This is a genomic window from Sporosarcina sp. P32b, assembly GCF_002743335.1.
In the GTDB taxonomy this organism is placed as follows: Bacteria; Bacillota; Bacilli; order Bacillales_A; family Planococcaceae; genus Sporosarcina.
In genome coordinates, this window is the sequence record NZ_PDZB01000016.1 from 1 (window position 1) to 25,924 (window position 25,924).

The following is a 25,924-nucleotide window of genomic DNA, read 5'->3' on the forward strand; positions in this document are numbered from 1 at the left end:
TCTTCCTCTGTATAAGGTTTCCGAGTATCTTCGATGATGATATAAGCTAATACTACATTATCTTTTAAAAAGCGGAAAATCTCCAAATCCTTTAACCTTAATTTTCTATCAATTGAAATCATTTTCCACCTATCCTAGTATGAATTTAATCCTATATGGTTCGTCTCGTAAATAATTCCACTTCAACTATATGTTTATGCTTTAGTCATTCCTCATGGTTGCCACATCATTTTCAATTTCAAAAATCAAAAACTCCTCATCTTCTTCAACCACTACTTTTTCATACTTAATCTCTTTGTCAATTATCATTTCAAAATAGTTCGTTTCGGTATTCAATTCAAAAACTGGGCATTGATCAAATCTAACATCGCCAATAAAAATCGCTCTTACTTTCATTGCGTCTTCCTCCTCACAGTGTACATTACAAAATGACACGCTTACTGAACGTCAAAAACTCTCTGCACTTCAATACGATTATACCAAAGATATCCAAATGCATTTCAAAAATAAAAAAGCACCGCAAAATGCGATGCTTCCCTTACTATTTCACTATTCACTTCTCAACTAAACAGGTCAGACATAAACCTATTTAGTGTTGTGACACTTTCATAAATCTAACGGTTTGTTCTTCGGAATCGTATAACACCCATTCTCTAGAGCCCACTACAGCCCCTACGTTGACCACCGTTCGTGAACCCCTCACTGACATCTCTTCGTTCCAGTTAATCGCTATGTGTTTCCCATCGCTTGTAATGCCTGACCGATGGGTATGTCCGTGAAACACTACGCGTGATTCTGGTAGATGCTCAGCAAGCCACGCCGCCGCTTCGTTATGCGGCCATTGGTGACCGTGGATGATGATTGCCTCATCTATCTTCAAAGTCTCCGGTAAGTCGTTCAAGAAGTCCCGTATAGGTTCCGTTTGCTTGGTCAGCAGCAGAATGCGTTGTTCTTGATTGCCGTAAATGGACGAAAAAGTGAATAGCTCATCGATACCATCCGGATGTTTGATCACTTCTTCGATAGTGTGATAAATCTGCCCATGAAGGTCTTTTTTGCTGACCGTGCATTCGTATAAATCACCCGTCCCAATAAGAGTCGCTTCAGGTGCTTCATTAGCAATTTGCGCCAGAACGGCTTGCAAATCTTCTTTTGATGAATGAATATCTCCGAGCAATGCAAATTGCATCGTGTTTCAACCCCTTATTGCGGTTTCGATCGGTGCGTCGTCTTTTGAAATCCAGTCGCTGAAACTACCAACATATAGTTTTACATTTGGATAGTCCAGTTCTTTAAGTGCTGCGAATAAAGGGGAAGCCGTTACACCACTGCCACAGTAGACGATGACATCATCTTCAGGTGACACAACTTGTTGTAATTGTTCTTTCGCTTGCTGCACGTCATACTGTCCATCTTGCTTTAATTGTTCCCAATCAAAGTTTCGCGCTGTCGGTATATGGCCCGCCTTGTGGTAGAGCGGTTCTTTTTCTCCCCGATAGCGAACTTCAGAACGAGCGTCGACAAGTTGTGACGCTCGATTGCCCGCCACCACTTCTTCGACTTCACTTCTACTTGCATATAAGTGATCTTGCCACTGCGGTTCCACTGTTGAGCGTGCAGGTGTTACAGAGTCACTTGTTACGTCAACGATTTCGCGTAATTCAGCATATCCTTCTGTTACAACATGCACATCCGTGAAGCCTCCATATTGCAACATCCACCAAGCACGTGTTGCAAAAGGACTCCCACCATCGTCGTAAATCAAAATTGTATCTGTACGTTCCAGTCCACTTTTACGGAATAGTTCAGTCAACTGTTCAGTAGAAGGCAACGGATGACGTCCACCTTCTAAAGAAGTGCCGGACAGATCTTCTGCTAAATCCCAATGAACGGCGCCTTTTACGTGTTCTTTTTGATAATCAAGTTTGCCACGTTCTTCATCTTGCAATGAAAAGCGCGCATCGATCCATTTCGCATGACCTGTCTCTATATCGTGAATAGATACGAATACTTGTGTCATTGAACCAACTCCTCTTGACGGATTTTTTCATACGTTTTCTGCCATTGTTCCAGCTGCTCCGAACCATCAAGCAATGTACGCTCCGATTCGATTTGCACTAGACTTTCCTGCAATAAATGAACGCGTAATGCTTCTGCTTCATCGTCGATCCATAAGTCTGCCCACTTCTCAATACGTTCTTTCTGATCGCCAAGATAGCTCGATGCATCTTTTTTCAATATTTCTTCCAGCTTCGCTTTTAAGATATCGCGATCACCGCGCTCAAAGAACGATTTTTGATTTTTGAAGGATTTATTGACCGCACTATATACCATAGGTTCTTCATATGGCGTATCAAATGACAGCATGTCTTTGTCATTTGGCTCATATGGTGAAGGCACGATCGACTGATCCATTTCGGATAATGACCGAACTTCCATCCGTTGACGTTCTAGCAACTGCTTCTTCATGTACTGGAGAATACGCAAATTCGTTACTTTTAATTCCTGTGTTAAGTCAAAGCCTACCATATTGACTGTTTCCGCCAACGCAATTTTTAATGCTTTATCCGATGAGTTCTTCGCGAACGTGGACGGACTATAGCCTTCTTTAAAGAAATCGCCGAAACGCAAGAAGACGCGTTGCAAAATATAGTAGACAAGTTCACTCAATTCATCTTGAGTGGATTTCACTAAGATCTCACTTGCGCTCTTTTCAAAGCGCTCTTTAATTGCCTTTTCAGCAGTCGCGAGTTCCTCTAGTCTTTCCGCTTTACGTGAACGGTTTTGAATCGTTCTATCGATTAACGAAGCTAGACGATCGATTGTTTTCGTCGTTTCTTCTTCCAGAGCCTGAACAACTTGCGCGCGCAAATCATGCTCTAGGAATGAATAAAACTTCTCTTCAAAATCGACCATTAATGGATTCGGTTGTTGTGTTAATTTACCTTCCAACGCTTCAAGGCTTGAAATACCGTGCACTCGTGGATTACGGATTCCAAATTTCTGCAATTCATTCGCAACGAAGCCTTTTACTTCTTCTCCTTCTTCTTCATTCGAAGCAAGGTCGATTGCGTTGACGATAAAGAACATTTTATCAAGTTCGAATGCATCTTTTACACGGCCCAGCTGAATAAGGAATTCACGGTCGGCACGTGCGAATGCATGATTATAGTACGTTACAAAAAGAATCGCATCGGCATTACGAATATATTCAAATGCTACGTCGGTATGACGCGCGTTGATCGAATCCGCTCCCGGTGTATCCACTAATGTAATACCGTGGCGAGTTAAGGCACAATCATAAAAGAAGTCGATCGATTCGACGAAACAGCTACGTTCCTCTTGTGCAACAAATTTCGTAAACTCTTCACGCTCTACCGTCAACGTCGTACCGAGTGCAGGCGTATAGAGTGGATACCCTCTCTGGAATGCGCTGATGAACGACTTATGGATGTGCAAGTTCTCGTCTTCAAGTGGTTGTTTCATCGCAGCATCTGTTTTATTGAAAGCATCTTCAAGTGAAGAAATATTGATACCAAGTGCACCGAAAGAGAGCGCTACGTCTTCTGTCATCGTGGCAACATCTTTCAAGTGGATATCTGCAGTATTATGTAAGTGCGTTTCACTTACTGGACGAATTCGGTTGATCGCAGCGGTTGTTGGGTTCGGTGAAACAGGTAATACTTTTTCACCTATTAACGCGTTTGAGAATGAAGATTTACCCGCACTGAATGCACCAAACAACGCAACTGTGAATTCTTGCCCTTTTAAGCGATCTGCTTTTGTCATCAAATACGATGCCGTTTCTGCAAATCCTGGAATGGCTTCAACAGACCCTGCGATGTGTTGTGCATGAATGATTGCTTTTTCTGAATCGACGATTTGACGTTGTTCTTCCACCACTTCTTCTACTTCTTCAGCAACCGTTTCTTGCTCTTCTACTTTCGCTACATATTCAATTGTTTCAATTTTCTTAGGCTGTTCCCACTTAGCAACGAGTTGATCGCGGCCCATACGCGTCGGTGCTGACGGATTGGCGATTTCTTTATCGACCCATTCCATACGCTCTTGCCATTTATTCATTTCTTTTAGTGCATCTACTTTTTCTTGCAACACCGCAATCGTTTCCACTAGAGGTCCTGATTGCTCGCCACCGGATTCTTTCGCAATCACTGACATTTCCTGTTTCCATTTATCCGTTTTGCGCTTGTACACTAAATGAATAGCACGTTTCATTTGCTCTGCGTAATTCAAAATGGTTTCGCCGGTGATCACTTCTTGTACATGGAGTTGCTCATCCACTTCGTCAAACGGTAGTGTCAGATCCATATTATCAATCGCAAGTGAACGCTCATCGGTTAAAATCCCTGCTTGTTTCAATGAACTCTTCATCAAAGACTTCATATAAATTTCGATTTGCGTGTGGGCTAGACCTGAAATATTATCATCTAGCTTTTGACGACGTCTTTCGCGCTCTTCTGCTGTCTTCTTCGCGCCAAATAGTAAACCGACTTTGAATTTCGGTGACTTCGCTTCCAAATGATCTTTCAGTAATTCTCTTGTTTCAAACGGCGCTAGTCCCGCGTTCGACAATAATTCATTGCGTTCTTTTTCAAAATTCACATAGAATTCGTCACCCGAGACTAGTTCTAAACGTTTTTTCGCATCTTTCAAATCTTGATTTAACTCTTCAAACTGCTCCCACTCGGATTCGCTTAAGATTTCCGAATGGTTCTCCTTCAAGTCATCTACTTGCTGCTGAAGATATGTCATATGCTCATCTTTTAATTTTAATAATGATTGTTCAATATTCTGTTCAAAGTTCTCTTCGCGGTGTTCAATCGAACCGTCAACAATCGCCTTAACTTTTTCAAAGTCATTATGCGGGTGATCCAGTTGTTTCAATGACGTGTAGAAAATTCCTTTTGGCACAACCCCCCATAACTTAAACGAATCTTCAACGGACTTTTTGAACTCATCGAATGATAATTCACTGTCACGGTGCTTATCGATCTGGTTAATAATTAAATACACATTACTGTTATAACGCATTAATTCTTTTGTGAAGCGGAAGTTCATTTCAGATTGTACGTGGTTATAGTCCATCGTATAAAATACAAGATCCGCTAAGTGCAATGAAGACTCGGTAGATAGTCTATGTGCATCATCTGTCGAGTCTACACCTGGTGTATCCATTACCGTAATTCCTTCTGGTAAATTGGATTCGGTATGACCAATTTCAACTAATGAAACTTCAGCCCCGTCCTTACTGTAGGCTTTTACGCCTTCAGAGAAACCATGACCGCTGAATTTCACCGCACTTCCATCGACGCGGTGGATAATGGCATAATCCTCATCCGCTTTATGCACCTTCACAATATTCGCACTTGTCGGAATAGGGCTAGATGGTAAAAGGTCGTCTCCTGTTAATGCATTGATTGTCGAAGATTTCCCTGCTGAAAAGTGTCCAGCAAAAGCAATTGTATATTCTTTGTCGATTATTTTATTAGCGAGTAATGTCGTCTTTGCTTTGCGTTCATCATCTTCGTTGTTTGAAAAAATTTGTCCATATGTAGCAGACTGCTGTAAAAACTCATGATTTGTAGACATAATCGTCGTCCTTTCAATTTAAACTCATCTCATCATACCATTAATGCGTGAAAAAATAGATAGTTACTTTATAAGTATTACTTTATTAATGAAGAATGTATGATGCATGTGTGATTTGTATAATCATCCAAGCAAATTTTGTGGAAATTGAATGAATAGTGATAGTAGGACTATTCATTCAAAATTTATCTAGTCTTTTAGATATGTTTAGTGATATGATTGAACTACAAAATCGTTCGTGAAAGGATGTCCCTTTAGATGGATACAGCAACAAATGTTCAAAAAGTTTTAAATGCAACGATTGCCTCCCTCACTACTGTTGTTCCATTAAAATTCCAAGTGCTTTCTCCCACCCTTATACAGCAACCGTATGAACAACGTGAAATCAGTGTATTGATCGGTCTTATTGGAGATATTAAAGGTCGTTTAATTGTAGAGCCTACCCATTCCATTATCAGTGACATCGGTCTAGCTATGTTCGGTATGCAGATCGAAGGAGAAATGGCCGAGTCATTTACTGGAGAACTCGGGAATATGATTGCGGGAAACCTTTGTACAGTATTAGAAAAGGCTGATCTGACGTTAGATATTTCACCACCTACTGTCATGACAGGACAAACAAAGTTTTATGGCTTTAAGCAGGCATTTCAAATCCCAGTGAAATTTGAAGATGGCCAGACGCTAAATTTATTGCTTACCATTGACGAAGAACGATGACAGGCAAAAAGCGTGTAGATATCGGAACTCCGATGTCTGCACGCTTTTTCTATCTTGTTCACGAGAATGGTACAGGCAACACACGTTCCATGACCGGTAATAATTCTATATTCTCTGGTTTTACAAATAAATGAATTGTACCGTGGTCATCGCTCGTTCGAATTAATCGTCCAATTCCTTGTCGCAAACGCAATAGCATAAATGGTAAGTCTACTTCGTCAAACGGATCTTCCGCAAATTCCCTTCTAGCTTGGAATAGCGGATCATGCGGTGGAAACGGTAAGTCAAAGATGATGACACGAGTCAACGCGTCATTCGGCAAATCCAGACCTTCCCATAAATGATAAGAGAAGAAGACATTCACTTTCTGCTGTTGGAAATCTTTCACTAAGGACGATAAGGAACGTTCCCCTTCATACGTCACCATGACACTTTGTTCGAGCGGTAATTGATCATAGGCTTCCATCATCGATTGCTTGGAACTGAACAATACCAATGTCTGTTCCTCTTCTTCGAGAAGTTCGGAAAGACGCGTGACGTTCTCTTGCGTATTGCCTTGTTCTAAATGAATTTTCATGACATTTTCATAGTCGAATGGTGATGCGATTGAAAATGATTGATAATCTACGATACCTAAGCTGTATGCCAAGTAATCAAATGATTTCTCAACTGACAATGTAGCAGAAGAGAAGATAATCGGCATCGTTCCAGTGAATAACTTCTCTTTCAAGATAGACGTGACAAGTCGCGGCATAATGAGCAAAGTACTTTCTTCACGACGATTTTCAAGCCAATCTACCGCGTCATTGTCACCCGCAAATAGCTCCATTGAATAAATATACTGTTCCAAATACTCTTCGACAATTTTTAAGTCGTACTCAGGAATCACATATAATTCGCCTTCAAAAACAAATTCTTCGAGAAGTTCATGCGATAATGCGACTGCTGTCTTAGCAAGCTTCATCATTTCCTGATTCTTTTCGATTGTCAGACGTTCATTGTCATGTTGAACGGCATTACTTTTCAACTGTTTGAAAAACAGTTCATGTGTTTCGAGTAATTGCTCCATTAACTGCAACGTTTTCTCTCGGATGCCGTCAACCATAATACGTTCAAGCAAATTGATAATCGTTTGTTCTTGCACTTCATATGTCAATGCACGCTGTGCGGAATACTCAAGCAAATGTCCTTCATCAAAAACAACCATTGATACTTCAGGTAATAAAGGTAACTGACCTTGTCTAACACGGGATTCTTTTGTCCATAAATGCTCCATATAGAAGTCATGTGAACAAATGATCAAGTCAGTAGCTTCACGATAATGATTACGATGAATCGTTTGCCCACAACGATTACGAATATCACAAGCTGCACATTGCATAATTGGATGGTAATTGATCATTTCCCACTCTTCATCAGCTAAATAAGGATAATTTGAACGCTCACCATAAGGATAGACCGACTGTAAAGAACGCTCCGCATTCACGAATTCCGGTAACTGATCTTCAACTAAATCGACAAAATCCTCGTTCGTCTTCATGCTTGTTTCTTCCAGACGTTTTAGACAAATATACTGATTACGCGCTTTCGCCAAACGTACGTCCACTGTCATATTGAGTGCGGTACTCAATTTCTGAATATCGCCTTCTTCTTTGATCAATTGATCGATCAGTGTTTCATCCGCGCAGGAAATTACAGCTGGCTTACCTGTATAACGTGCATACGCAATAGCCGGTAGTAAATAGGCAATCGTTTTTCCTGTACCTACTCCTGCTTCTGCAAGCAAGACGTTTTTTTCTTTCAGTGCTTTTTCTATTTGAAATGCCATATAAATTTGCTCATCACGGCATTCGAATCCTTTTTCTGTTAAATCATCATATAACGTATCTCCGAGCCAATCGTTGAGAGATTCATAAAACGTTTGCCCTTTATCCAACTCAAATGGAATTTTTGTACTCATACTGACTCCTCCTGATTGCAAGCGAAAGGAAGAGGGATCTACTCCTCTTCCTGCCCGTCTAATTATGAACGCTGTCCCCAGAACTGATATAAATCAGTACGGATGAAACCGTTAAATAGTTTACGTTTTTTCGTTGCACGTTTGCCGTACATCGTTTCATAGTTTTCAAGTGAAGATAAAATATATACGGACCATGATGGATATTGTTTCATAATCTCACCAAGTACTTCTGCAATATCTTCTGCTTCTTCCACTTCACCAAGTCGTTCACCGTATGGCGGGTTGGCGATCAAAACTCCATTTTGTCCTTCAAGACTCAAATCACGCACGTCTCGCTGTTCGAATGAAATCAAATCTGTAAATCCTGCTTCCATAGCATTCCGCTGTGCCACAGCGACGATATTATGATCTACATCAAAGCCACGAATATCAAGTGGTAAATCATATTTCGCAACGTCTTCTACTTCTTCGCGAACACGATCCCACACATCTGCTGTCATCCAAGGCCATTCTTCACTTAAGAAAGAACGATTATAACCTGGCGCTAAATTTTGTCCAATCATCGCGGCTTCAATAGCAATCGTACCAGAACCACAGAACGGGTCTACAAATGGACGATTCGGGTTCCACTTAGAAAGCTTAACGAGTGCAGCTGCCATCGTTTCCTTTAGTGGTGCATCCCCTTGGGCCATACGATAGCCGCGTTTATGCAAGCCTTGGCCACTTGAGTCTATTGTCAATGTTACTTTATCTTTTAATATAGAAACTTCTAATTTAAAAAGTGGACCTGATTCACTTAAGAATCCAGTTCGTTTATACGCGCCATTCAATCGTTCCACAATCGCTTTTTTCACGATCGCCTGACAGTCTGGCACGCTAAATAATTTTGACTTGACGGATTTACCTGAAACCGGGAAAGCGGCATCTACCGGCAAGAACTCTTCCCATGGCAAAGCTTTCGTGCGTTCAAATAACTCATCGAATGTAAAGGCTTTGAATTCGCCGACAATAATCCGAACACGGTCACCTACACGCAACCACATATTCGTTCTCGCGATTGCTTCTTCGTCACCCGTAAAATAGACTTTTCCGTTCTCTGTTTGGCAGTCATAACCAAGATCTTTTATTTCAGATGCTACGATGGATTCGAGTCCCATGGCAGCAGTTGCTACTAAATTGTATTTACTCATGTTTCAACACTCCATTCTCTTCTTTCGGTCAATATGTCCCTTCTATCTTTAGAAAGGTATATGTATACGTTCGTTTCTATAAAAAGAAAAACTCTCCCAAAACTGTAGGAGAGCTAATTGTAAGATAAATGCCATAGAATATTCTGTAAGCCATGTTTTGTTCTTCGGTACTCAAACGGCTCGCGCCTCGTACTTGAAGTGGTAATCATCTATCTACAGACAATTGCCTGTTCCTTCCTCCATTGAATTCTTTTGGAAGAACGCCCCTACCATAATTTGGGTTTCTCACTCGTGGGGTTTACCCGTTCCACTCGACATGTTTCCATGCCGACTACGTCACTGTGGCACTTTCAGAGAATCTAGTCCATATCCGAAGACTTAGGAGTTATTCCCGCCATCAATGCAGATGCATTGCCCCGGCTTATTTTTTCACCGAGCACGAACACTACGGTCATCTCAGATCCGTGTGAGCATGGACTTTCCTCTACAACCGAAGTTGCAGCGATTACCTGAATACTCTCTATGGCACTCCTGAGTATACACCAAATCAGTTCGTTATACAATGGATTCGTTTGAAACAGTTAGATTTTATGTTTGGAGTGATATGGAGGGCGAATTAGTGTTATCTAAGATCTTATTTTAATTCAAAAGCAGATTGTGTTCAGAATTTGATGTAGATACAGTGTGGATTGAGCGGTTATAACTAGTTTATGAGCGGTTAGAATGCAGTATAGAGCGGATACGGGTGAAGTATGAGCGGTTGCTGGAAGTTAAGAGCGGTTGAAGCGAAAGTATGAGCGCTTAACCGAATTAATGAGCGCAGACGACTTCGCTTACGTTAATTAATCACTTTTTCAACTAAATACCACATAAAATTGATCGTTTAGCATTAGCAAAGTGTTGGAAGCAGCTCTTTATACTGCCCCCCTCAATTTCCCCAAATTACATAGTGTAACTTCTATAAAATAGGGAAATCATCTAGCAAGACTAGTATTTACGTTGTACAGGAGGGCTATTGTATGAAGGAAATCAAAGATGAGATTGTTTTGCGCGGACTACGAGAAAACAATTTGAAAGATATAGATTTAAATTTGCCGAAGGAACAGATTACGGTGTTTACTGGCTTATCTGGGTCGGGCAAGAGCTCGGTCGTGTTTGATACGCTTGCGACGGAAAGCAGACGTCAGATGACGTTGAATTACCCACTGTATGTACGAAACCAAATGCCTCGTTACGAACGGCCACGTGCTGATTTAATGCAGCATTTGAGCCCAGTTATTGTGGTGGAGCAAAAACCTGTTGGGGGTAATACTCGCTCGACAGTTGGGACGTATATGGATATTCATCCATTGATCCGTCTTTTGTTCTCGCGCATCGGTACACCTGCAATTGGCTCGGCTACTGATTTCTCCAGTCAAAGTTCATTTGGTAAATGTCCAGAGTGTAATGGTTTCGGTGAAGTCGTGTACCCTGATTTGCATAAAATTATCGACTTGGACAAGTCACTTCGTGAGTACGCCGTAAAGTTTAAGCCCTTGTCCCCTTCTGGTTGGCAAGGTAGATGGATGATGACAGGTGGATTATTCGACCCCGATTTGCCAATTAAAGAGTACCCGCCAGATCAATACAATTTATTGATCTATGGTCCTCCTGAAGGTGAAAGAGTGTTTGCACCATTCCATACGAAAGATGGTCCGCATGATCATGAGTGGGATGGCTTATTACCTAGATTTGTACGTCTTTATATTAATCGAGATATCTCAAAGCTCAAACAAACATCACAAGAAGATGTTCTAGCTGTATCGACACACACATTATGCCCAACCTGTGATGGTTCAGGATTAAATCCTGAAGTGTTGAAGTCTAAAATCAACGGTTTCAATATCGCTGAGTACGATCACTTGGAACTGACAGAGCTTCTGCCAGAACTAAAAAACATACGTGATCCTTTAGGTGAGTCTATTGCGCAACAAGCAATCCCCAACGTAGAGCAACTAATTGACTTAGGACTTGGCTATTTAAGTCTATCAAGAAAAATGGGGACACTTTCTGGTGGAGAAGCGCAACGTGTGAAAATCGCACGGCATTTAGGTAGCAGTTTAAACAATATTACGTATATTTTCGATGAGCCAAGTGCTGGCCTTCATCCAGAAGAAGTGGATATGCTCATTCAAATGCTACAAAGCTTGAAAGCTAACCATAATACCGTCATCGTGATTGAACACGATTTATCCGTTATAAAGGTAGCGGATGAAATTGTGGAAATGGGGCCAGGCGCTGGTGCTGCTGGTGGGGAGATTGTTTATCAAGGTGAGCCAAATGGATTACAGAATGCTTCTGCATTAACGAAACTTGATCACAAATTAGAAATCAATCAGAACCCACGTGAGTCAAATGGACATTTCTCCGTGACTAGAGCGAATAATAATAACTTAAAGGATGTATCGATTGATATCCCTAAAAACGTTCTCGTATCTGTCTGCGGTGTTTCAGGTTCAGGGAAGAGTTCTTTACTATTTGAAGCGTTCTCAGCAAAATACCCCGATATAATTAAAGTTAACCAAGGCCGTATCGGAATCTCTAGCCGCTCGACGCTAGCTACCTATATGGGAATCATGGATGACATACGGCAGATCCTTGCGAAAGAAACGGGACAACCGGCTGGTCTATTTAGCTTTAACTCATTAGGCGCTTGCCCAGTATGTGATGGAAAAGGAGTCACCACTCCTGATGTCGCCTTTGCAGATCCGGTAACAGTAGTTTGCGAGGCTTGCGGCGGGTTACGCTATTCCGATGAGGCTCTTTCCTATGTGTACCGTGGAAAGAACATCGCAGAAATCTTGGAGTTGACAGTAGACGAATCACAAGAGTATTTTGTTTCGCCGAAGATATTAAAAAGAATGGATATGCTGGATGAAGTCGGTTTAAATTACCTCACATTAGGACAAACAACTAGTTCGTTTAGCGGTGGAGAAATTCAACGACTTAAACTGGCGAGTCACTTACAAAATGAAGGACAAATCTACCTGTTAGACGAACCGTCATTAGGGTTGCATATGAGCGATAATGATAAGCTGCTTGAATTGTTCCAAAAACTTGTAAACAAAGGGAATTCCGTGATCATCATTGAACATAATCTAGACTTCATTGCAGCCAGTGACTGGGTAATCGAGCTAGGTCCGGGCGGTGGGAAGCGTGGAGGTACCATACTCTTTGAAGGAACACCGCAAGAAATGCTGTCTGCGGACACGCTAACAGCAAAATGGTTGAAGGATGGCGTTTGAATCTTTACTAGTTAACTTCAAGATAAGAGGTGAGCGATTTGGAAACACTTCGAATTCGTATACAAGATCCTGTAGTCAAATCTATTTGCGCGAAGGACCCTATACTTAAACAATTGATTACACTCATTGGTGATATTGAAGTTTCATTACGATCAGATTATCTATCTTCTATTGTACGGTCCATCATAGGTCAGCAGATTTCAGTAAGTGCCGCAAGTGCCATCTACGCACGTTTGCTACATTTGCTCGGAGGTCGTATAACAGTGGACGGATTGCTAGCCACGTCTTTGGAAAAATTAAGGGAAGTCGGCTTGACTATGAGAAAAGCCGAGTATGTAAAGGACCTTGCGGATAAAATAGCGAACCGTAAGCTGGATCTTCGGAATATTGCAGACTATGATGATGACGCGATTCTCAAGCAATTGATTCATGTCAAAGGGATTGGTAAATGGACAGCAGAAATGTTTTTGATTTTATCACTCGGCCGTCAAGACGTGCTTGCGATCGATGATGTAGGAATCCAGCGATCTGCACAATGGCTATATGGAGTGGAAAAATCCGAACGCCGTCAACTACTTATTGAGAAATCACCGCTTTGGGCACCCAATCGTTCCATTGCATCCTATTATCTTTGGGAAGCAATTCATCTAGGTTTCGTTCAGGATTTTGACTCGATTGAGGAATTGATCGATACGAGAAATGAACTTCAATAATTCAAAAAGCACCGCCACATATTATAAACTGTGGCGGTGCTTTTATTTCAAGGTAAAATTTTTATTCTTCAGGCTGAACTAGTTTGTCGCCAAATACTTCTCTTTCTAGGTTCGCGATGCGTTGAATGATATCAATATTCGTCGTTTGAGGAGCCGGTGTTGCAGAGCGTCTTTGAGAAGAATTGACTTCAGACTTCAATCTAGTATTCTCTTCTTGTAGACGTGCAATTTCTTTTTTGAATGTTTCATAATCTTGAATGACATCATCCAAAAACCAGTCCACTTCTTCTTGCTTATAACCCCGAATGGCTTGCTTAAATTCTTTTTCCAAAATCGTTTTCGTATCTAGCTTAAATTCCATGACAAAACGTCCTTCCGTCTATGATTCCATAAGGTCATTATAGCATATGTTGTCATTCTTTGTCTTACTGAAAAAGACTATTGTTCTTCATCTGTCGCTTCTTGCGCTTGCCCAGGAAATAACTTTCTATTCACTCGCATTTCCCGTTTTTCTAAAGATTTCTTCATCCGATTACTGAAGCGCAGCGTGAAATCATTGGATTGTTGCAATAATTGATCCGCACGTAGTATGTGCTCATATGCCAGCGAATAATCCTTTATTTGGTGTTCGTATAATTTTGCTAGTTCCTCATTAGCTAGTACTTGCTCCCTGCCTGTGCCATGCGTGGCGACGATGTCAAATGACTGAATGGCCCTGTCGAATTCTTTATGGCGCTTCAATAAAAATCCTAGATGATAATGCGTTATAGGATAACTCGTCCCGTAGACTTCCGCAATTCGTTGAAGTTCTGAAAAACTATGATCTTTCAAACCAAGATCTTGAAACCATTTGGCGATATTCGTTGCGATTTGAGCATTTTGCTGACTAGTTTCCTCCATGACAATATCCGTAGACAGACTAAACAGTGTCACAAGCGACAGAATATCCCATTCATTATGCCACATGACTTTCATTAAAATTTCTGCACGACCATTTTTCACTGCATCTTGATAAATAATAGGTGCCATATGGCCAGGAATATCATCTTTCCGGTGAAAGCCTAGCTGCGTTCGCTCTACTTCGGTCAACTTGAATGATTCCATCTGCCCTTTCCAAATTCGACGCGATCCATGTAACAAATCAATTTGATGCGGTACAGGCAGTGGCGGCAATAGCTTCCTATGCAATGACCAACGTGTCTGGAGTTGAGGGAAGTCAAAACTTTTCCCGTTATAGGTGACGAGTGTTAGTCCTTCTCTCCATAATTCTGAAGCATACAGAAATGCCGCTTCATGATCTGGATTCGGCAACACATACTGTGTCATGACGAATTCATCGGACTGTAATTCCAACAGTCCAATTAAAAAAATGACAGCTCCAGCGCCTTTTAAACCTGTTGTCTCCGTATCAAAAAATAACAACTTACCGGCGTTTGGCGATAAAGGATGCATGTAATCCGCTTCAGACCACTTTAGCAACTTTTGCTTCACATCGCCCAAGCGAAAGTCCCCATGCATCGTATCGAGCGGATAATGAATAACACGCTTATACACGACACCGAATTCATTTTCAATTTTCTCCATACCTGTCGTCAGCCAGCGTTTTTCATAGTTTGGTGCTGGTGGCGTCTTGAACGTCTCTTCCACTTCCTGAACAACTGTCGTCTTTTTTAACAGCGACTTCATCGTCATCAGTTTCTGCTCATATGACATGACGATTCAACTCATCTATCTGTTCCTCTAATTGTTGGCTATCCACTATATGTTGAACCCCTTGTCTATATAACCTATTAAATTTCCCTTTAGTTACATTCTGGTCTATCATAACTTCACCTCAGAAATGATCGTATTGCTCTAAATTATACATGATATGTCTAGATGTATATGAAATTTGATTTTCAAACGTTTTAATATATCTTATCTCGAACATTGAAAAAAGCGATGCATCCATGAAAACCGGATAGATCGCTTGTATTCCTTCTATATTTATTCGATTAAACGATTACCGTTTCTTTCTCTCTTACAGGAACGACTGCCAGTACTTGGTCGATCAGGAAAGTTCGTTTAGAGTTTCGCAGAAAACAGTACGCTGTAAATGTTTTACCATGTAGATTCAGTACACGAATTTTTCGTTTGCTAATGGAGCCATCTTTCGCTTGGTACATCACTTCGAGAATATCACCATATCGTAATGCCTTTTCTAATGAAGACCGCACATTCGTTCCCTCCCTTTTACTCCAGTATAAAGAATGTGTGTTCTGTTGTAAAGAATTTTACATAATTAATTTTCACGTTTTTTGTAGTTCTTTCCAGGGTACTGTAGAGAAAAAAGGATGTGAGGATATGCCATTCAATTACGACTTAGATTACAGTACGTTAGACTTACGCAAAAACCCAGAATTATATAGAGTAGGAAGAGGCGAACAAGGTGTGTTGCTCGTTGAACCTTATAAAAGTGAAATTTTACCGCATTGGCGTTTTAAAACACCCGAAATCGCGAAAGAGTCTGCCACTCAAATTTATGAACTTTTTGAAGAGTATCGAAAGCAGGAAGACTTCGTTGGAATGGATATGGCGCGTAAATTCATTCAAATGGGATATACCCGTGCACGTCGCTATGCAAATCATAAAAGCGGACGGAAATATAATGAAGACGGAACGGTAAAAGAGCGCGATATGGATCCTGTTAAAGCAAAGTCTGCACAAATTTTCAAAGAACGATGGGACGCTATCCGCGAAGATGAAGATTATATTAAGCGAAAAAAAGCACATCAGAAAGCATATGGATAGCTAGTAAAAGCGGTGAATGCCTATTAGACATTCACCGCTTTATTCACTTCGTTAGTTCATGGATGACTTGAAGTTTCTCTTGTAACCTTGAACTATCCAATGACTCAAGTACTGAATGAGTAAAATGGTTCCACACATAATTGGACATCAACAACACTAGATCTTTTGTCTCTTGATCTTCCGAATATCGTGCAATATACAGTAGTGCGTCTAGTAAAGCATTAAGAATACTTGCATCTTCTTTACCGTAATAACTAATTTGACTGAACGCTGCATAGAAATAGTCTCGCGTACTTGGATATACCGCCACTATACTTGGTTGGTTCTCCTCGGTATACGTCACCGCGACTCCCCCTGGCAACAAAGTAGCTCGCTGCAACACTTCCCCTATCGAATGAATACACCGGATTGCGGTATTAGGGTCATTGATTCCTGGAGAAAGCGCACGCAACGCAATTTCCACGATCTTTTCGATGCCATACTCTACATCTTGTAAAATTGAGCGTTCTTCACCTAATACGAAATGCGATGAAAGATCGTCAACAGCAAGTTCTTTCTGAGAATATACAGTAGCTAGGCTCCTATGTGATCCGCAAAAAGCTCCAATTGGCTTCACGACATCTACAATGGCATGATGATCAATCGCCCATTCTGTCAATTTTTCATACTCGATATATTGTATGTATCCAAAATCATGACTCTTGAGTTCCGTTACAAAAGGAAAACTCTGCATGAAGAATGGTTTTTCATCACTCCAAACGGCACGATTTTCTTTCATTCCTTTTTTCTCACTTTTGAGCGCAGTTAGCACATCTTCGGTTAATTCACGAATTAACCGACTGACTTGAACCGAAGTTCCGACGTTATGTATAAAAAACGCAAAGAATGCAAGACAAATCACCGCAAGCACGACTCCGACAGAAGCGGAAATCACTTCGTGGTTAATGGATGCTTTGCGCATAAATAATAACGATAATATCGTATAAACAAAGCCACCCATAAAGATTCCTAGTACACGTTGGGTAGATGATTTATTCAAGAAGTTTTGAAGTGCACGGGGTGAAAATTGTGAAGAGTACATCGTCAGCACGACCATGATGGTTGAGAACGTAACGGTTGTCATAGTTAGCAATGCACCTGATAACGTACCTAAAATAGTTTGTGCCAAATCCACTGTTGTCCTGAAATAACTAGGTATGTATTCTTTCAGGGCGTTGTTATACTTCGTGTCGACTAATACCGTTGCGAGCGCAAGAATAGAGGCAAATGTCGTATAAACGCTCGGAATAAACCAAATACTTTCACGCATCTTCACGAGTAATCTTGTGAGCATAGACCTCATCTCCGTTTCCTTACTGCCTAAGTAACCATTCCGTTTAATGTACCCTATTTTGCTAGTTAAAAACCATATTAAATACGGTATACAGAGTACAAAACGACGTGTAAAATAGTCATCTTGACAAGTATAGTTGTCAAGATGAACACCATACGTTACAATACAATGAAGAGGTGAGGCTAGTGAGAACAAGATTAAGAGAATTAAGAGCGCGTGACGGGCTCAACCAAACGGAACTTGCCAAGCGAGCAAAAGTATCTAGGCAAACGATTAGCTTAATTGAAAGGGAAGAATTTGTGCCTTCCTTGCTTATAGCGAAACGGATTGCACATATTTTCGATGAAACAATTGAAAGCATTTTTATTTTTGAGGAGGAGGAATTATAATGAGAATAATCATTTGGACACTGATCGGAGCTGCAGTTGGATTTTTTGGAATGTATGCCGCGTTATCTATTGACTTCAAGGCAGGCTTTCCGCCCATTGGATTTGAGGTGAATAGTGTGTTGATCGCTATCACTTTATTGCTTTTTGTCTACAGTGCTGTCAGTTCTGCTCAAATGAAAAAGAATGCCTATCTTCCTCTGACGGGTGTTGACGAAGATGAACGCGATGTTTGGCAGTATAAACGATTCAGTGACCTAAATTTATGTAATACCATCGCGCTGATCGTAAGTATCATGGCTCTTGGCGTCTCTATCATCACCGATCAGCCAACGTGGTTATTACTAACTTCCGGAGGCGTCCTACTAATATCCATCATATTTTCCATGTTGGTCCCCGGTTTGATGAAAATTGTTTATCCGGACCGTGATCTTCCCTCTGCTTCTGAGAAAAACTTTGCTAAGAAATTGCTAGCCGCTTCGGATGAAGGCGAGAGATTCGTTATGCTTCAAGGCTATTATAAAACGTTTAACACGATGAATCTGTCATTGATTATCGCATTGATGTTATTTATTCTGTACTCCGTGGGCACGGGGGATTCCCAGTTATTCTCTATTTTCATTGTAGGACTCATACTCATTGTAACGAACGCACAATATTTGCTAACGATACGAAATAAATGAACAGTAGCTCGATGTATTGATACTCACTGTTCAAGTGTTTATTTCCTTGAACAGCGAGTATTTGTATTTGATCACTCCACTTGCTGATGATCCAAGATTTCTTTTAATACGACAGCTTGATTATTGATTTCATCTTTCGCTCCAAATACTAGCGTGATATTCTTCTTATGTTTCTTCGTCCAATCCTTCAGTTTTTCTAACTCTTCTTGCTGTTCTTCATTGTTTTTCAATTCTTCTTTATACTTTTTCTTAAAATCTTCAAATTTATCAGGATCATGACCAAACCATTGACGAAGTTCCTTGCTCGGTCCTACTTCTTTCAGCCATTCATCCACATGTGCATCTTCCTTACTCATTCCACGTGGCCATAGACGATCCACTAGCACTCGCAATCCATCAGTCTTCTCTGCATCTTCATAAACCCGCTTGATTTGAACTGGCATATTGATCTCCTCCTATTCGGTTCTCCTAATTCTTCTACCCTATATTCTATAAATGAACAGGTCATTTGGTTTTAATGTATTACAAAGGATGCAGCGTCGAGATTCATCTCGACACTATCTTTATTCTTCATTTACTTAATAATACATTGGTAATAGGTTTGCCCAGTTTGGATCACTCCATTTGACCATTTCGAGTACATCCGTCGTTTCCATTTGTGCCGTACTCGTTTCAATCTGAAACGTCCACCGTACCATTTTGAATTTGAAAGATTGGCTTCGTATAATCGACGCGATACCATTTCGTTCTGTCAATTTTCATTTTATTGTATGAAGAATTGGAAATCAGATAACCTTGTGACTCTAAACTGTAAATAGTACGTCGGATTTTATTGAGTGACCAAAATGGGATTTCTTCTTTCCAGTCTTCATACGTTTTATATACCCATTTATACCCGTCCCGTACATTTTTTGATATAAGCGAACGATAATGTAGATGCTGCAGTAAAAAGGCTTCATTAAATCCTACTTCCATAACTAAGGTTGTTTGCAATGTAAATGATGGTTCATCGAGTAATAAATACATATAGTGTCCTCCTAATGAAATCAAATGTAAGAGATACATTTTCATCTCCTCATATGCTATATAGAGGCATAGTGCGGAAAGGATACATCTAGTAATTTTTTTTCAGGACAATTGATAATTATCATCATATTTATAATTACATGTTCCTGAGTATTCCATATTAAAGAGTTACAGGGATACTATAAAAAAATAACGTGATGACTGTTTGAAAGAGAGAAAATTTGTGAATAGAAAGAAGAAGGATAAAAGGAGTGTCACTACATGAAGACAAGTCGTATGGAAGCATTTAGTGATGGTGTACTAGCAATCATCATTACGATCATGGTTTTAGAGCTGAAGCCACCAACCGCCATAGATAAAGAAGCATTCCTTATATTGATACCGACCATCGTCAGTTATATGTTAAGTTTCGTATATGTCGGTATTTACTGGAACAATCATCACCACTTGGTTCATAAATTAACACGTTTGAACGGACACGTACTGTGGAGTAATTTGCATTGGTTATTTTGGATGTCGCTCATTCCGTTTTCGACCGCTTGGGTAGGAATGAACCCGTTAGAAGCGGTCCCAACATTATTTTATGGTGTGATTCTTTTCCTTTGTGCTGTGTCGTACTTATTCTTACAAAACCAAGTCGTTCAATGCGAAGGGACAGAATCAGATTTAGCGAAAGAAATAGGTTTTGACTGGAAAGGTAAAGTGTCCATGCTACTGTATGTCACTGGGGTAGTATTTGCATTTTGGGTACCGGCTGTTTCGTATGGTTTGTATTTAGTAGTGGCAATTATTTGGTTCATCCCAGATAAACGAATTGAAAAAACGTTTGTACAGTAGCCCCAAAAAATTGTCGTATGTAACTTTTATTCCACATAAATGGTCTAATCGCAAACAGATGGAAAAGAATGTGGATACGTTGTAAAGCTTAATGTCCAACGAGTATGGGAAGGTTTGGATACGAAGACGGTTTCGATAGAGAGAGCAAGTGATTCAGCAATATGTAGCATAAAAATGTTAATTCAACGACAAGAAGGACGCAAATTCACCTGTGAATTTGCGTCCTCATTTGCTATGATTTTTAACGTTTCCTTCGCATGTTCCGAACCCGTTAGATTAAGAACTAGCACTTATCAGTGAACACACATTACTTATTCAAATCAATAATTCGTCCTTCAATCTCAGGCTTAACTGTCCCAAGCTTGATCATATGATCGCGTAAGTTGACCCAGTCGTCTAAACCGAGATCAGTTACACGTCCATTTTCATAGGCTTCTCCAAGAACTTTAAACCCATCTCCGCCTCTTGCTGTAAAGGCATTTGTCGTGATCACGTATTCTTTATCCATCTCGACATCAACAAACTCATCATTCATTTTTACTTGCATAGTTTGAACACGTTTGCCTACTTCTTTACTACTGTCAAATGTCATCTTCATTCCGGACATATGCAAGAAACCGCCCTCTTCATTAGGAGAGTTTCGCACACTATGCTCAAGCGTATTTTTGATTTCTGCACCTGTTAGCGTGACAAGAGATAATGTATTACCAAATGGCAGTACTTCAATTACTGCTCCGACTGTGACTTGTCCTTTATTCAAATGGTTGCGGATTCCACCACCATTTTGCAGAGCAATGACTGTTTTCGCATCATATTCTTTCGCTTTCTCAAGCATTCCGTCTGTTACTAAGTTACCAAGTGCTGTTTCATTGGCACGGACACTATCAGTCGGACCTTCATCTCCGCGACTTCTCGGATTTGGTAGATCTACTTCTAATGTTGCGCCAATTTCTTTACCAAACGTTTCATCGATTTTGCCCGAATACTTCAGAAGTGCTTTCGCTGCCTCTGCATCATTCGCTTTGTCTTTCAAGCTGATTAATTCACCAGCATGCCCTGTAATGACACCTTGATTATTAAATTCTACATCCAATGTTCCAAGATGAGTCAAATATTGATCAGCTTGAACTATAACTGTAGGATCTTTGCTTTCTCCACTTACATTTTTATCGACAATGACCAGTTCTGTTAATTTCGTATGTGAATGACCACCTACAATAATATCAATCCCATCAACGGCTTGAGCTAGAAGTAAATCATTCCCTACAGATGGGTCACTATCAAATCCTAGATGATTTACAGAAATAATTTTATTGATTCCTTGACTCTCAAAGTAAGCTACGGCTTTTTCAGCTGACTCTTTATAATCCAAAAACTCTACTGCTCCTGGACTAGCGACAAATGCCGTACTTTCTGTAGTCAATCCAAAGATTCCAACTTTTTCCCCATTCACTTCTTTGATCAAGCCTTTATGAATTTCTCCCAATGCTGGCGTACTTGTAAATTCCGTTTCACTTACTAGATTTTTCATAGCTGGGTCTTTGGAAAAATCTATGTTGGTGCCGATTACAGGGAAGTTGGCGCCTTTCACAAAATTCGCCAATGATTGGTGGCCATTTTTACTGTCGCCTAAATCAAATTCATGATTACCAAATACCATTGCATCCAGACCCATTAAATTCATCAATTCTAGATCGGCTTGTCCTTCAAACTCTGAGAAATACAATGTTCCTGAGAATACATCTCCGCCGTGAAGAAGCAATGCATCGGGCTTTTTATCTCGCACTTCTTTAATAGCAGTTATGGCTTTGGGCATTTCTGCAACGCGTGCATGCGAGTCATTCATATGCATCAATGATAATGTGAAATCACCTGGATTTAATTGGTTGGCACGGTGAATGAATGATGAGAATGCGCCCCGTGTAACAGGCTCGTTCGGTCTGAAATTAGTCAGTTGATCGGTCAAGCCGAGATTCGCAAGGATTTGCACACCTCTTTTATGGGACTCTCCTACATTTGATAAGTTAATTGTCACTTTTTTGCCTGTATCGTATTTCTCAAGATCCAATGCATTCACTAGAACATTCGCCATTTGTTGACGCGTGAGGGCTGCTGTCGGTTTAAAATTGCCATTTGAGTCCCCTTTAAACACATTCGCGTTCGCTAGAGTTGCCATTTCTTTCGCGTAGAAACTGTCCGCTGAAATATCTTTAAACTTTTTTAATGCATCCGCCACATTATTCGGTTCTTCAAAGTCCCCTAACTTTGCCAAAATTAACGCCGCGTGACGTCGTTCGATTGAATTCCCAGGCTTAAACTGATTTCCGGGATATCCACTAATGATTTGTTGATCCGTCAACGCTTTAATTGCTTCATAATGGGTGTTATCCTTTGATACGTCGGTATACCATTGCTCTGCTGCACTAACAGAACCCCCTGCCATTACAATGGCGCTAGCGACAGCAAATGTCGCACCAAACCTATGAACTTTTCTTTTATTCATCTGTTTTTACCTCCCCATTTTTACTAGTCTGATAGTTATACATATTCATATTATCAGAATATACCTCAGTTTGGTTAGAGAGTCGGGAAGTTTTTTGATTTTCATGAATTTATTTACTTATTTCTTTTTATCCATAAAAAAAGAGTCGAAGTGATTCACTTCGACTCTTTTTCTACTCACTTGGCCAACTCTACTAGCAAGCTATGTGCACGGTGTTTGTTATTCTTCTGTCCTGCTTCCTGCGCTCCAATACAAACAGGACAGCCATATTCACAACGACATTCCGCTACATGATCGGCTGCAAGCATCAATAATTCTTTCCAACGACTATAAATATTTTCACTTAAACCAATTCCACCTGGATAACTATCGTAAATGAAGAATGTCGGTCGCTCCATGTGAATCGCTTTCACTTGTGGCACGACATGGATATCATTTCGATCGCATTTGATGAATAGAGGTACTAACGACTGAATGGAGTAGGCAGCAGCTGTCATCGCATCGGTCAAGTCTGACTTTTCCCAGTCTTCGGGAACATCGAACGTTAACCATGTACCGGACGTATGCATTTCTTCCGCCGGCAACGAGATCGGACCTGACCCAATATTGTCATGTGTATCAAACTTGATTTTCTTAAAGATGGTCGGAATGGCAAGTACCGCTAAATCACCGTAAGCTAACGTACGTTCCCCATCTTCCATTCGCTTGTCTTCACTGATTACTTTCAGTTCCACCGCGAGATTGGCATCGGTGAAATAATCGACATCGACGACGGTCACATACGCTTTCTTTTCTTCCCAATCCAACTTCTCCACTTGATACTGCGTTCCTTGATGTAAATAAATTGCTTCTTCATGCAATAATGTCATGGCACTGAATCGGTCCATCTCTCCAATGACGCGCGTTTCTTTCGGAAGTGACTGGTCAATGATGATGACATTTTCTTGTGAAGCCGACCGTAAACTGATTTCTCCAGCAGGAAAACGATCGGTCATCCAATGCCATTTATCCGATGTTTGTAACAACACACCTTCACTTTGCAAAAAAGCTAATAATTCTTGTACTTCAAATTCACCATACGTCTCAGTTGAACTAAATGGCAGTTCGAATGAAGCACATTTCAGATGATCCATCAATATCAGCATATTGTCCGGGTGAATATGAATCTCTTCCGGTTGCCGTCCGAGCAAATATTGTGGATGTTGAATAATATATTGATCAAGTGGCATCGATTGCGCTACATAAATAATTAGCGCATCTTCTTGGCGTCTACCCGCACGACCCGCTTGTTGCAATGCACTGGCAATATTTCCCGGGTAACCCGTCATGATACACGCTTGCAATTGACCGATATCAATACCCAGTTCCAAAGCGTTTGTACTGACTACGGTGCGAATATCACCATTTTTCAAACCACTTTCGATTGTTCTACGTTCTGATGGTAAGTAGCCGCCACGATAGCCCATTACAGTTTTATCGAATAACTTTTTCTTCGTTAGCTCTTTCATATAAGTCACGAGCATTTCTACACGCACACGACTTCGGGCAAAAATAATGGTCTGAATATGCTTTTGATATAAAAATGCGCCAAGATCTCGGACCTCAAGCACTGCACTTCTTCGTATACCAAACACATCGTGAACAATGGGCGGATTGTAAAACACAAAATGTTTCTTACCGCGTGGTGCCCCATTCTGATCTATTAGCACCATATCTTTATTCGTCAAATTATCCGCCAATTCCTTGGCATTTGAAATCGTTGCTGACGTACAAATAAAAATTGGATCACTGCCATAAAATCGACAAATACGCTGTAATCTTCTTAAAACATGCGCCACATGACTACCGAACACACCTTTATACGTATGGAGCTCATCGACCACGATATATTTCAAGTTCTCGAACAATGAAATCCATTTAGTATGATGAGGCAGTATGGCCGAGTGAAGCATATCCGGGTTCGTTAAAATAATATGTCCAGATTTTCTCACTTTGGTTCGCAAGCCAGGTGCTGTATCACCGTCATACGTATGACTTAAAATCGTTTCGCCACTCGCTTCAATCAAATCATGCAAATCTGCTAACTGATCTTGTGCCAATGCTTTCGTTGGGAATAAATACAGAGCCCGTGAAGATGGATCATCCAAAATCGACTGCAATACTGGCAAATGATAACAAAGTGACTTCCCTGAGGCAGTCGGCGTTATAGCGGTAATCGAGTGACCTTCACGCACTTCATCAAACGCTTGTCGCTGGTGGCTATATAACTGTGTGATCCCTTTCGTTGCCAACGCTTTACGAATCGACGAATGTAAAACTGGAGGAAACTCCGCGGTGACGGCTTCTTGCTCTTTTAGTGTTTCGATATAGGCAATATTTGGCCCAAAGCGCGAGTCTGCGAATAGTTCTTGAATAGTATCGGGTATACTTTGTTTATTCATTCACACGGTCCTCTCCCCGGTCCGCGTTCATTGCGTCCAAAACCGTTTGCAATGTATAGCGCGCCGCACGGATAGATAGAATGAAACGTTTTTTTCCAGTTGCTTTATAGAATGATTGGACGACGAATTGTGTCATCGAGTCTTTCAGTGAATCCACTTGTACTTCATGCACATACCGTGGCTTTTCCTTCTGTATCCACACCTTCATCTCTTCCGCCCACTGCGCGATTGCCTTGTGACTTACATCGGCATATGGCTTCACTTCTTCAAAGAAATCAGGATCATGATCCGTCTCACGCATATGATAAAACCGTTGTTCGCATTCATCACAAATTGTCAGCAATAGCTTTGTGTCTTCAATCTTGCTCATTTATATAAAACTCCTTTAGAATTCATTATAATCAATGTACTCCCCTCATTTTATCAGATATTCAACTGTAGCTCCACTTTC

Annotated in this window: 22 protein-coding genes and 1 other RNA gene; 7 read left to right on the forward strand and 16 right to left on the reverse strand. The window is 40.7% G+C overall.

Annotation, left to right across the window (positions count from 1 at the left end):
• Positions 1-201: 201 nt before the first annotated feature.
• From CSV64_RS11360 to CSV64_RS11375, 4 genes are all read right to left on the reverse strand, one after another.
• Positions 202-396 (reverse strand): hypothetical protein, encoded by a 195-nt coding sequence (locus tag CSV64_RS11360; RefSeq protein ID WP_099634726.1) that lies wholly within the window; start codon positions 394-396, stop codon positions 202-204.
• 193 nt (positions 397-589) lie between these two features.
• Positions 590-1,189, reverse strand: coding sequence for a metallophosphoesterase family protein (locus CSV64_RS11365; RefSeq protein ID WP_099634725.1), 600 nt, complete (start codon positions 1,187-1,189; stop codon positions 590-592).
• Between the two features lie 6 nt (positions 1,190-1,195).
• Positions 1,196-2,020 carry a sulfurtransferase gene (locus CSV64_RS11370; RefSeq protein WP_099634724.1) on the reverse strand — a complete coding sequence of 275 codons (825 nt, stop codon included), beginning with the start codon at positions 2,018-2,020 and terminating at the stop codon, positions 1,196-1,198.
• Positions 2,017-5,610 (reverse strand): dynamin family protein, encoded by a 3,594-nt coding sequence (locus CSV64_RS11375; RefSeq protein ID WP_099634723.1) that lies wholly within the window; start codon positions 5,608-5,610, stop codon positions 2,017-2,019. Before CSV64_RS11375 ends, CSV64_RS11370 begins: the two co-directional genes overlap by 4 nt.
• A gap of 258 nt (positions 5,611-5,868) precedes the next feature.
• On the opposite strand from CSV64_RS11375, the gene CSV64_RS11380 reads away from it, so the two are divergent.
• The gene (locus CSV64_RS11380) at positions 5,869-6,327 is read left to right on the forward strand and encodes a chemotaxis protein CheX (RefSeq protein WP_099634722.1); all 459 of its coding nucleotides are present in this window, start codon (positions 5,869-5,871) and stop codon (positions 6,325-6,327) included.
• 58 nt (positions 6,328-6,385) lie between these two features.
• Here CSV64_RS11380 and CSV64_RS11385 read toward each other — a convergent pair whose 3' ends face one another.
• The 3 genes from CSV64_RS11385 to rnpB all read right to left on the reverse strand — a co-directional run bounded on the left by CSV64_RS11385 (position 6,386) and on the right by rnpB (position 9,994).
• On the reverse strand, positions 6,386-8,287 hold the full coding sequence (locus CSV64_RS11385) for an ATP-dependent DNA helicase (protein ID WP_099634721.1): 1,902 nt from the start codon (positions 8,285-8,287) through the stop codon (positions 6,386-6,388).
• Between the two features lie 62 nt (positions 8,288-8,349).
• Positions 8,350-9,477 (reverse strand): THUMP domain-containing class I SAM-dependent RNA methyltransferase, encoded by a 1,128-nt coding sequence (locus CSV64_RS11390; protein ID WP_099634720.1) that lies wholly within the window; start codon positions 9,475-9,477, stop codon positions 8,350-8,352.
• Positions 9,478-9,618: 141 nt separating this feature from the next.
• Positions 9,619-9,994, reverse strand: an RNA gene (rnpB, locus tag CSV64_RS11395) — RNase P RNA component class B.
• A gap of 502 nt (positions 9,995-10,496) precedes the next feature.
• Between rnpB and CSV64_RS11400 the strand changes: the two genes are divergently transcribed.
• Together CSV64_RS11400 and CSV64_RS11405 are read left to right on the forward strand one after the other, a co-directional pair.
• A complete protein-coding gene (locus CSV64_RS11400; RefSeq protein ID WP_099634719.1) occupies positions 10,497-12,761 on the forward strand; it encodes an ATP-binding cassette domain-containing protein in 2,265 nt (754 codons plus the stop codon).
• A gap of 38 nt (positions 12,762-12,799) precedes the next feature.
• Positions 12,800-13,474 carry a DNA-3-methyladenine glycosylase family protein gene (locus CSV64_RS11405; RefSeq protein ID WP_158233040.1) on the forward strand — a complete coding sequence of 225 codons (675 nt, stop codon included), beginning with the start codon at positions 12,800-12,802 and terminating at the stop codon, positions 13,472-13,474.
• A gap of 61 nt (positions 13,475-13,535) precedes the next feature.
• On the opposite strand, the gene gpsB is transcribed toward CSV64_RS11405, so the two are convergent.
• The 3 genes from gpsB to CSV64_RS11420 all read right to left on the reverse strand — a co-directional run bounded on the left by gpsB (position 13,536) and on the right by CSV64_RS11420 (position 15,690).
• Complete coding sequence (gene gpsB / locus CSV64_RS11410; protein WP_099634717.1) at positions 13,536-13,835, reverse strand: cell division regulator GpsB; 300 nt, start codon at positions 13,833-13,835, stop codon at positions 13,536-13,538.
• Between the two features lie 77 nt (positions 13,836-13,912).
• Positions 13,913-15,187 carry a ribonuclease H-like domain-containing protein gene (locus tag CSV64_RS11415; protein WP_099634716.1) on the reverse strand — a complete coding sequence of 425 codons (1,275 nt, stop codon included), beginning with the start codon at positions 15,185-15,187 and terminating at the stop codon, positions 13,913-13,915.
• A gap of 281 nt (positions 15,188-15,468) precedes the next feature.
• The gene (locus CSV64_RS11420; RefSeq protein ID WP_099634715.1) at positions 15,469-15,690 is read right to left on the reverse strand and encodes a transcriptional regulator; all 222 of its coding nucleotides are present in this window, start codon (positions 15,688-15,690) and stop codon (positions 15,469-15,471) included.
• Positions 15,691-15,817: 127 nt separating this feature from the next.
• Between CSV64_RS11420 and CSV64_RS11425 the strand changes: the two genes are divergently transcribed.
• Entirely contained in the window at positions 15,818-16,264 is a 447-nt protein-coding gene (locus tag CSV64_RS11425) for a DUF4385 domain-containing protein (protein WP_099634714.1), read from the forward strand.
• Between the two features lie 43 nt (positions 16,265-16,307).
• Here CSV64_RS11425 and CSV64_RS11430 read toward each other — a convergent pair whose 3' ends face one another.
• The gene (locus CSV64_RS11430) at positions 16,308-17,597 is read right to left on the reverse strand and encodes a DUF2254 domain-containing protein (RefSeq protein ID WP_158233039.1); all 1,290 of its coding nucleotides are present in this window, start codon (positions 17,595-17,597) and stop codon (positions 16,308-16,310) included.
• A gap of 185 nt (positions 17,598-17,782) precedes the next feature.
• Here CSV64_RS11430 and CSV64_RS11435 point away from each other — a divergent pair, with 185 nt between their 5' ends.
• Both CSV64_RS11435 and CSV64_RS11440 read left to right on the forward strand, forming a co-directional pair.
• Positions 17,783-17,986 (forward strand): helix-turn-helix transcriptional regulator, encoded by a 204-nt coding sequence (locus tag CSV64_RS11435; RefSeq protein ID WP_099634712.1) that lies wholly within the window; start codon positions 17,783-17,785, stop codon positions 17,984-17,986.
• Complete coding sequence (locus CSV64_RS11440; RefSeq protein ID WP_099634711.1) at positions 17,986-18,666, forward strand: DUF3169 family protein; 681 nt, start codon at positions 17,986-17,988, stop codon at positions 18,664-18,666. Before CSV64_RS11435 ends, CSV64_RS11440 begins: the two co-directional genes overlap by 1 nt.
• A 71-nt stretch (positions 18,667-18,737) precedes the next feature.
• On the opposite strand, the gene CSV64_RS11445 is transcribed toward CSV64_RS11440, so the two are convergent.
• Together CSV64_RS11445 and CSV64_RS11450 are read right to left on the reverse strand one after the other, a co-directional pair.
• Entirely contained in the window at positions 18,738-19,109 is a 372-nt protein-coding gene (locus tag CSV64_RS11445) for a DUF488 domain-containing protein (protein WP_099634710.1), read from the reverse strand.
• Positions 19,110-19,338: 229 nt separating this feature from the next.
• Positions 19,339-19,692 carry a hypothetical protein gene (locus tag CSV64_RS11450; RefSeq protein WP_099634709.1) on the reverse strand — a complete coding sequence of 118 codons (354 nt, stop codon included), beginning with the start codon at positions 19,690-19,692 and terminating at the stop codon, positions 19,339-19,341.
• 261 nt (positions 19,693-19,953) lie between these two features.
• Here CSV64_RS11450 and CSV64_RS11455 point away from each other — a divergent pair, with 261 nt between their 5' ends.
• Positions 19,954-20,529 (forward strand): TMEM175 family protein, encoded by a 576-nt coding sequence (locus tag CSV64_RS11455; protein ID WP_099634708.1) that lies wholly within the window; start codon positions 19,954-19,956, stop codon positions 20,527-20,529.
• Between the two features lie 307 nt (positions 20,530-20,836).
• On the opposite strand, the gene CSV64_RS11460 is transcribed toward CSV64_RS11455, so the two are convergent.
• The 3 genes from CSV64_RS11460 to CSV64_RS11470 all read right to left on the reverse strand — a co-directional run bounded on the left by CSV64_RS11460 (position 20,837) and on the right by CSV64_RS11470 (position 25,843).
• Entirely contained in the window at positions 20,837-23,032 is a 2,196-nt protein-coding gene (locus CSV64_RS11460) for a 5'-nucleotidase C-terminal domain-containing protein (protein ID WP_099634707.1), read from the reverse strand.
• A 176-nt stretch (positions 23,033-23,208) separates the two neighbouring features.
• On the reverse strand, positions 23,209-25,473 hold the full coding sequence (locus CSV64_RS11465) for a DEAD/DEAH box helicase (protein ID WP_099634706.1): 2,265 nt from the start codon (positions 25,471-25,473) through the stop codon (positions 23,209-23,211).
• A complete protein-coding gene (locus CSV64_RS11470) occupies positions 25,466-25,843 on the reverse strand; it encodes a YppE family protein (protein WP_099634705.1) in 378 nt (125 codons plus the stop codon). The genes CSV64_RS11465 and CSV64_RS11470 overlap by 8 nt, the downstream gene beginning before the upstream one ends.
• Between the last annotated feature and the right edge of the window lie 81 nt (positions 25,844-25,924).

Excerpts from the sequence above, each read along its gene's own strand:
- CSV64_RS11360 (WP_099634726.1), bottom strand. The coding sequence starts at position 396 with ATGAAAGTAAGAGCGATTTTTATTGGCGATGTTAGATTTGATCAATGC.
- CSV64_RS11365 (WP_099634725.1), bottom strand. The coding sequence starts at position 1,189 with ATGCAATTTGCATTGCTCGGAGATATTCATTCATCAAAAGAAGATTTG.
- CSV64_RS11370 (WP_099634724.1), bottom strand. The coding sequence starts at position 2,020 with ATGACACAAGTATTCGTATCTATTCACGATATAGAGACAGGTCATGCG.
- CSV64_RS11375 (WP_099634723.1), bottom strand. The coding sequence starts at position 5,610 with ATGTCTACAAATCATGAGTTTTTACAGCAGTCTGCTACATATGGACAA.
- CSV64_RS11380 (WP_099634722.1), top strand. The coding sequence starts at position 5,869 with ATGGATACAGCAACAAATGTTCAAAAAGTTTTAAATGCAACGATTGCC.
- CSV64_RS11385 (WP_099634721.1), bottom strand. The coding sequence starts at position 8,287 with ATGAGTACAAAAATTCCATTTGAGTTGGATAAAGGGCAAACGTTTTAT.
- CSV64_RS11390 (WP_099634720.1), bottom strand. The coding sequence starts at position 9,477 with ATGAGTAAATACAATTTAGTAGCAACTGCTGCCATGGGACTCGAATCC.
- CSV64_RS11400 (WP_099634719.1), top strand. The coding sequence starts at position 10,497 with ATGAAGGAAATCAAAGATGAGATTGTTTTGCGCGGACTACGAGAAAAC.
- gpsB (WP_099634717.1), bottom strand. The coding sequence starts at position 13,835 with ATGGAATTTAAGCTAGATACGAAAACGATTTTGGAAAAAGAATTTAAG.
- CSV64_RS11415 (WP_099634716.1), bottom strand. The coding sequence starts at position 15,187 with ATGTCATATGAGCAGAAACTGATGACGATGAAGTCGCTGTTAAAAAAG.
- CSV64_RS11425 (WP_099634714.1), top strand. The coding sequence starts at position 15,818 with ATGCCATTCAATTACGACTTAGATTACAGTACGTTAGACTTACGCAAA.
- CSV64_RS11430 (WP_158233039.1), bottom strand. The coding sequence starts at position 17,597 with ATGCTCACAAGATTACTCGTGAAGATGCGTGAAAGTATTTGGTTTATT.
- CSV64_RS11440 (WP_099634711.1), top strand. The coding sequence starts at position 17,986 with ATGAGAATAATCATTTGGACACTGATCGGAGCTGCAGTTGGATTTTTT.
- CSV64_RS11445 (WP_099634710.1), bottom strand. The coding sequence starts at position 19,109 with ATGCCAGTTCAAATCAAGCGGGTTTATGAAGATGCAGAGAAGACTGAT.
- CSV64_RS11450 (WP_099634709.1), bottom strand. The coding sequence starts at position 19,692 with ATGTATTTATTACTCGATGAACCATCATTTACATTGCAAACAACCTTA.
- CSV64_RS11455 (WP_099634708.1), top strand. The coding sequence starts at position 19,954 with ATGAAGACAAGTCGTATGGAAGCATTTAGTGATGGTGTACTAGCAATC.
- CSV64_RS11460 (WP_099634707.1), bottom strand. The coding sequence starts at position 23,032 with ATGAATAAAAGAAAAGTTCATAGGTTTGGTGCGACATTTGCTGTCGCT.
- CSV64_RS11465 (WP_099634706.1), bottom strand. The coding sequence starts at position 25,473 with ATGAATAAACAAAGTATACCCGATACTATTCAAGAACTATTCGCAGAC.
- CSV64_RS11470 (WP_099634705.1), bottom strand. The coding sequence starts at position 25,843 with ATGAGCAAGATTGAAGACACAAAGCTATTGCTGACAATTTGTGATGAA.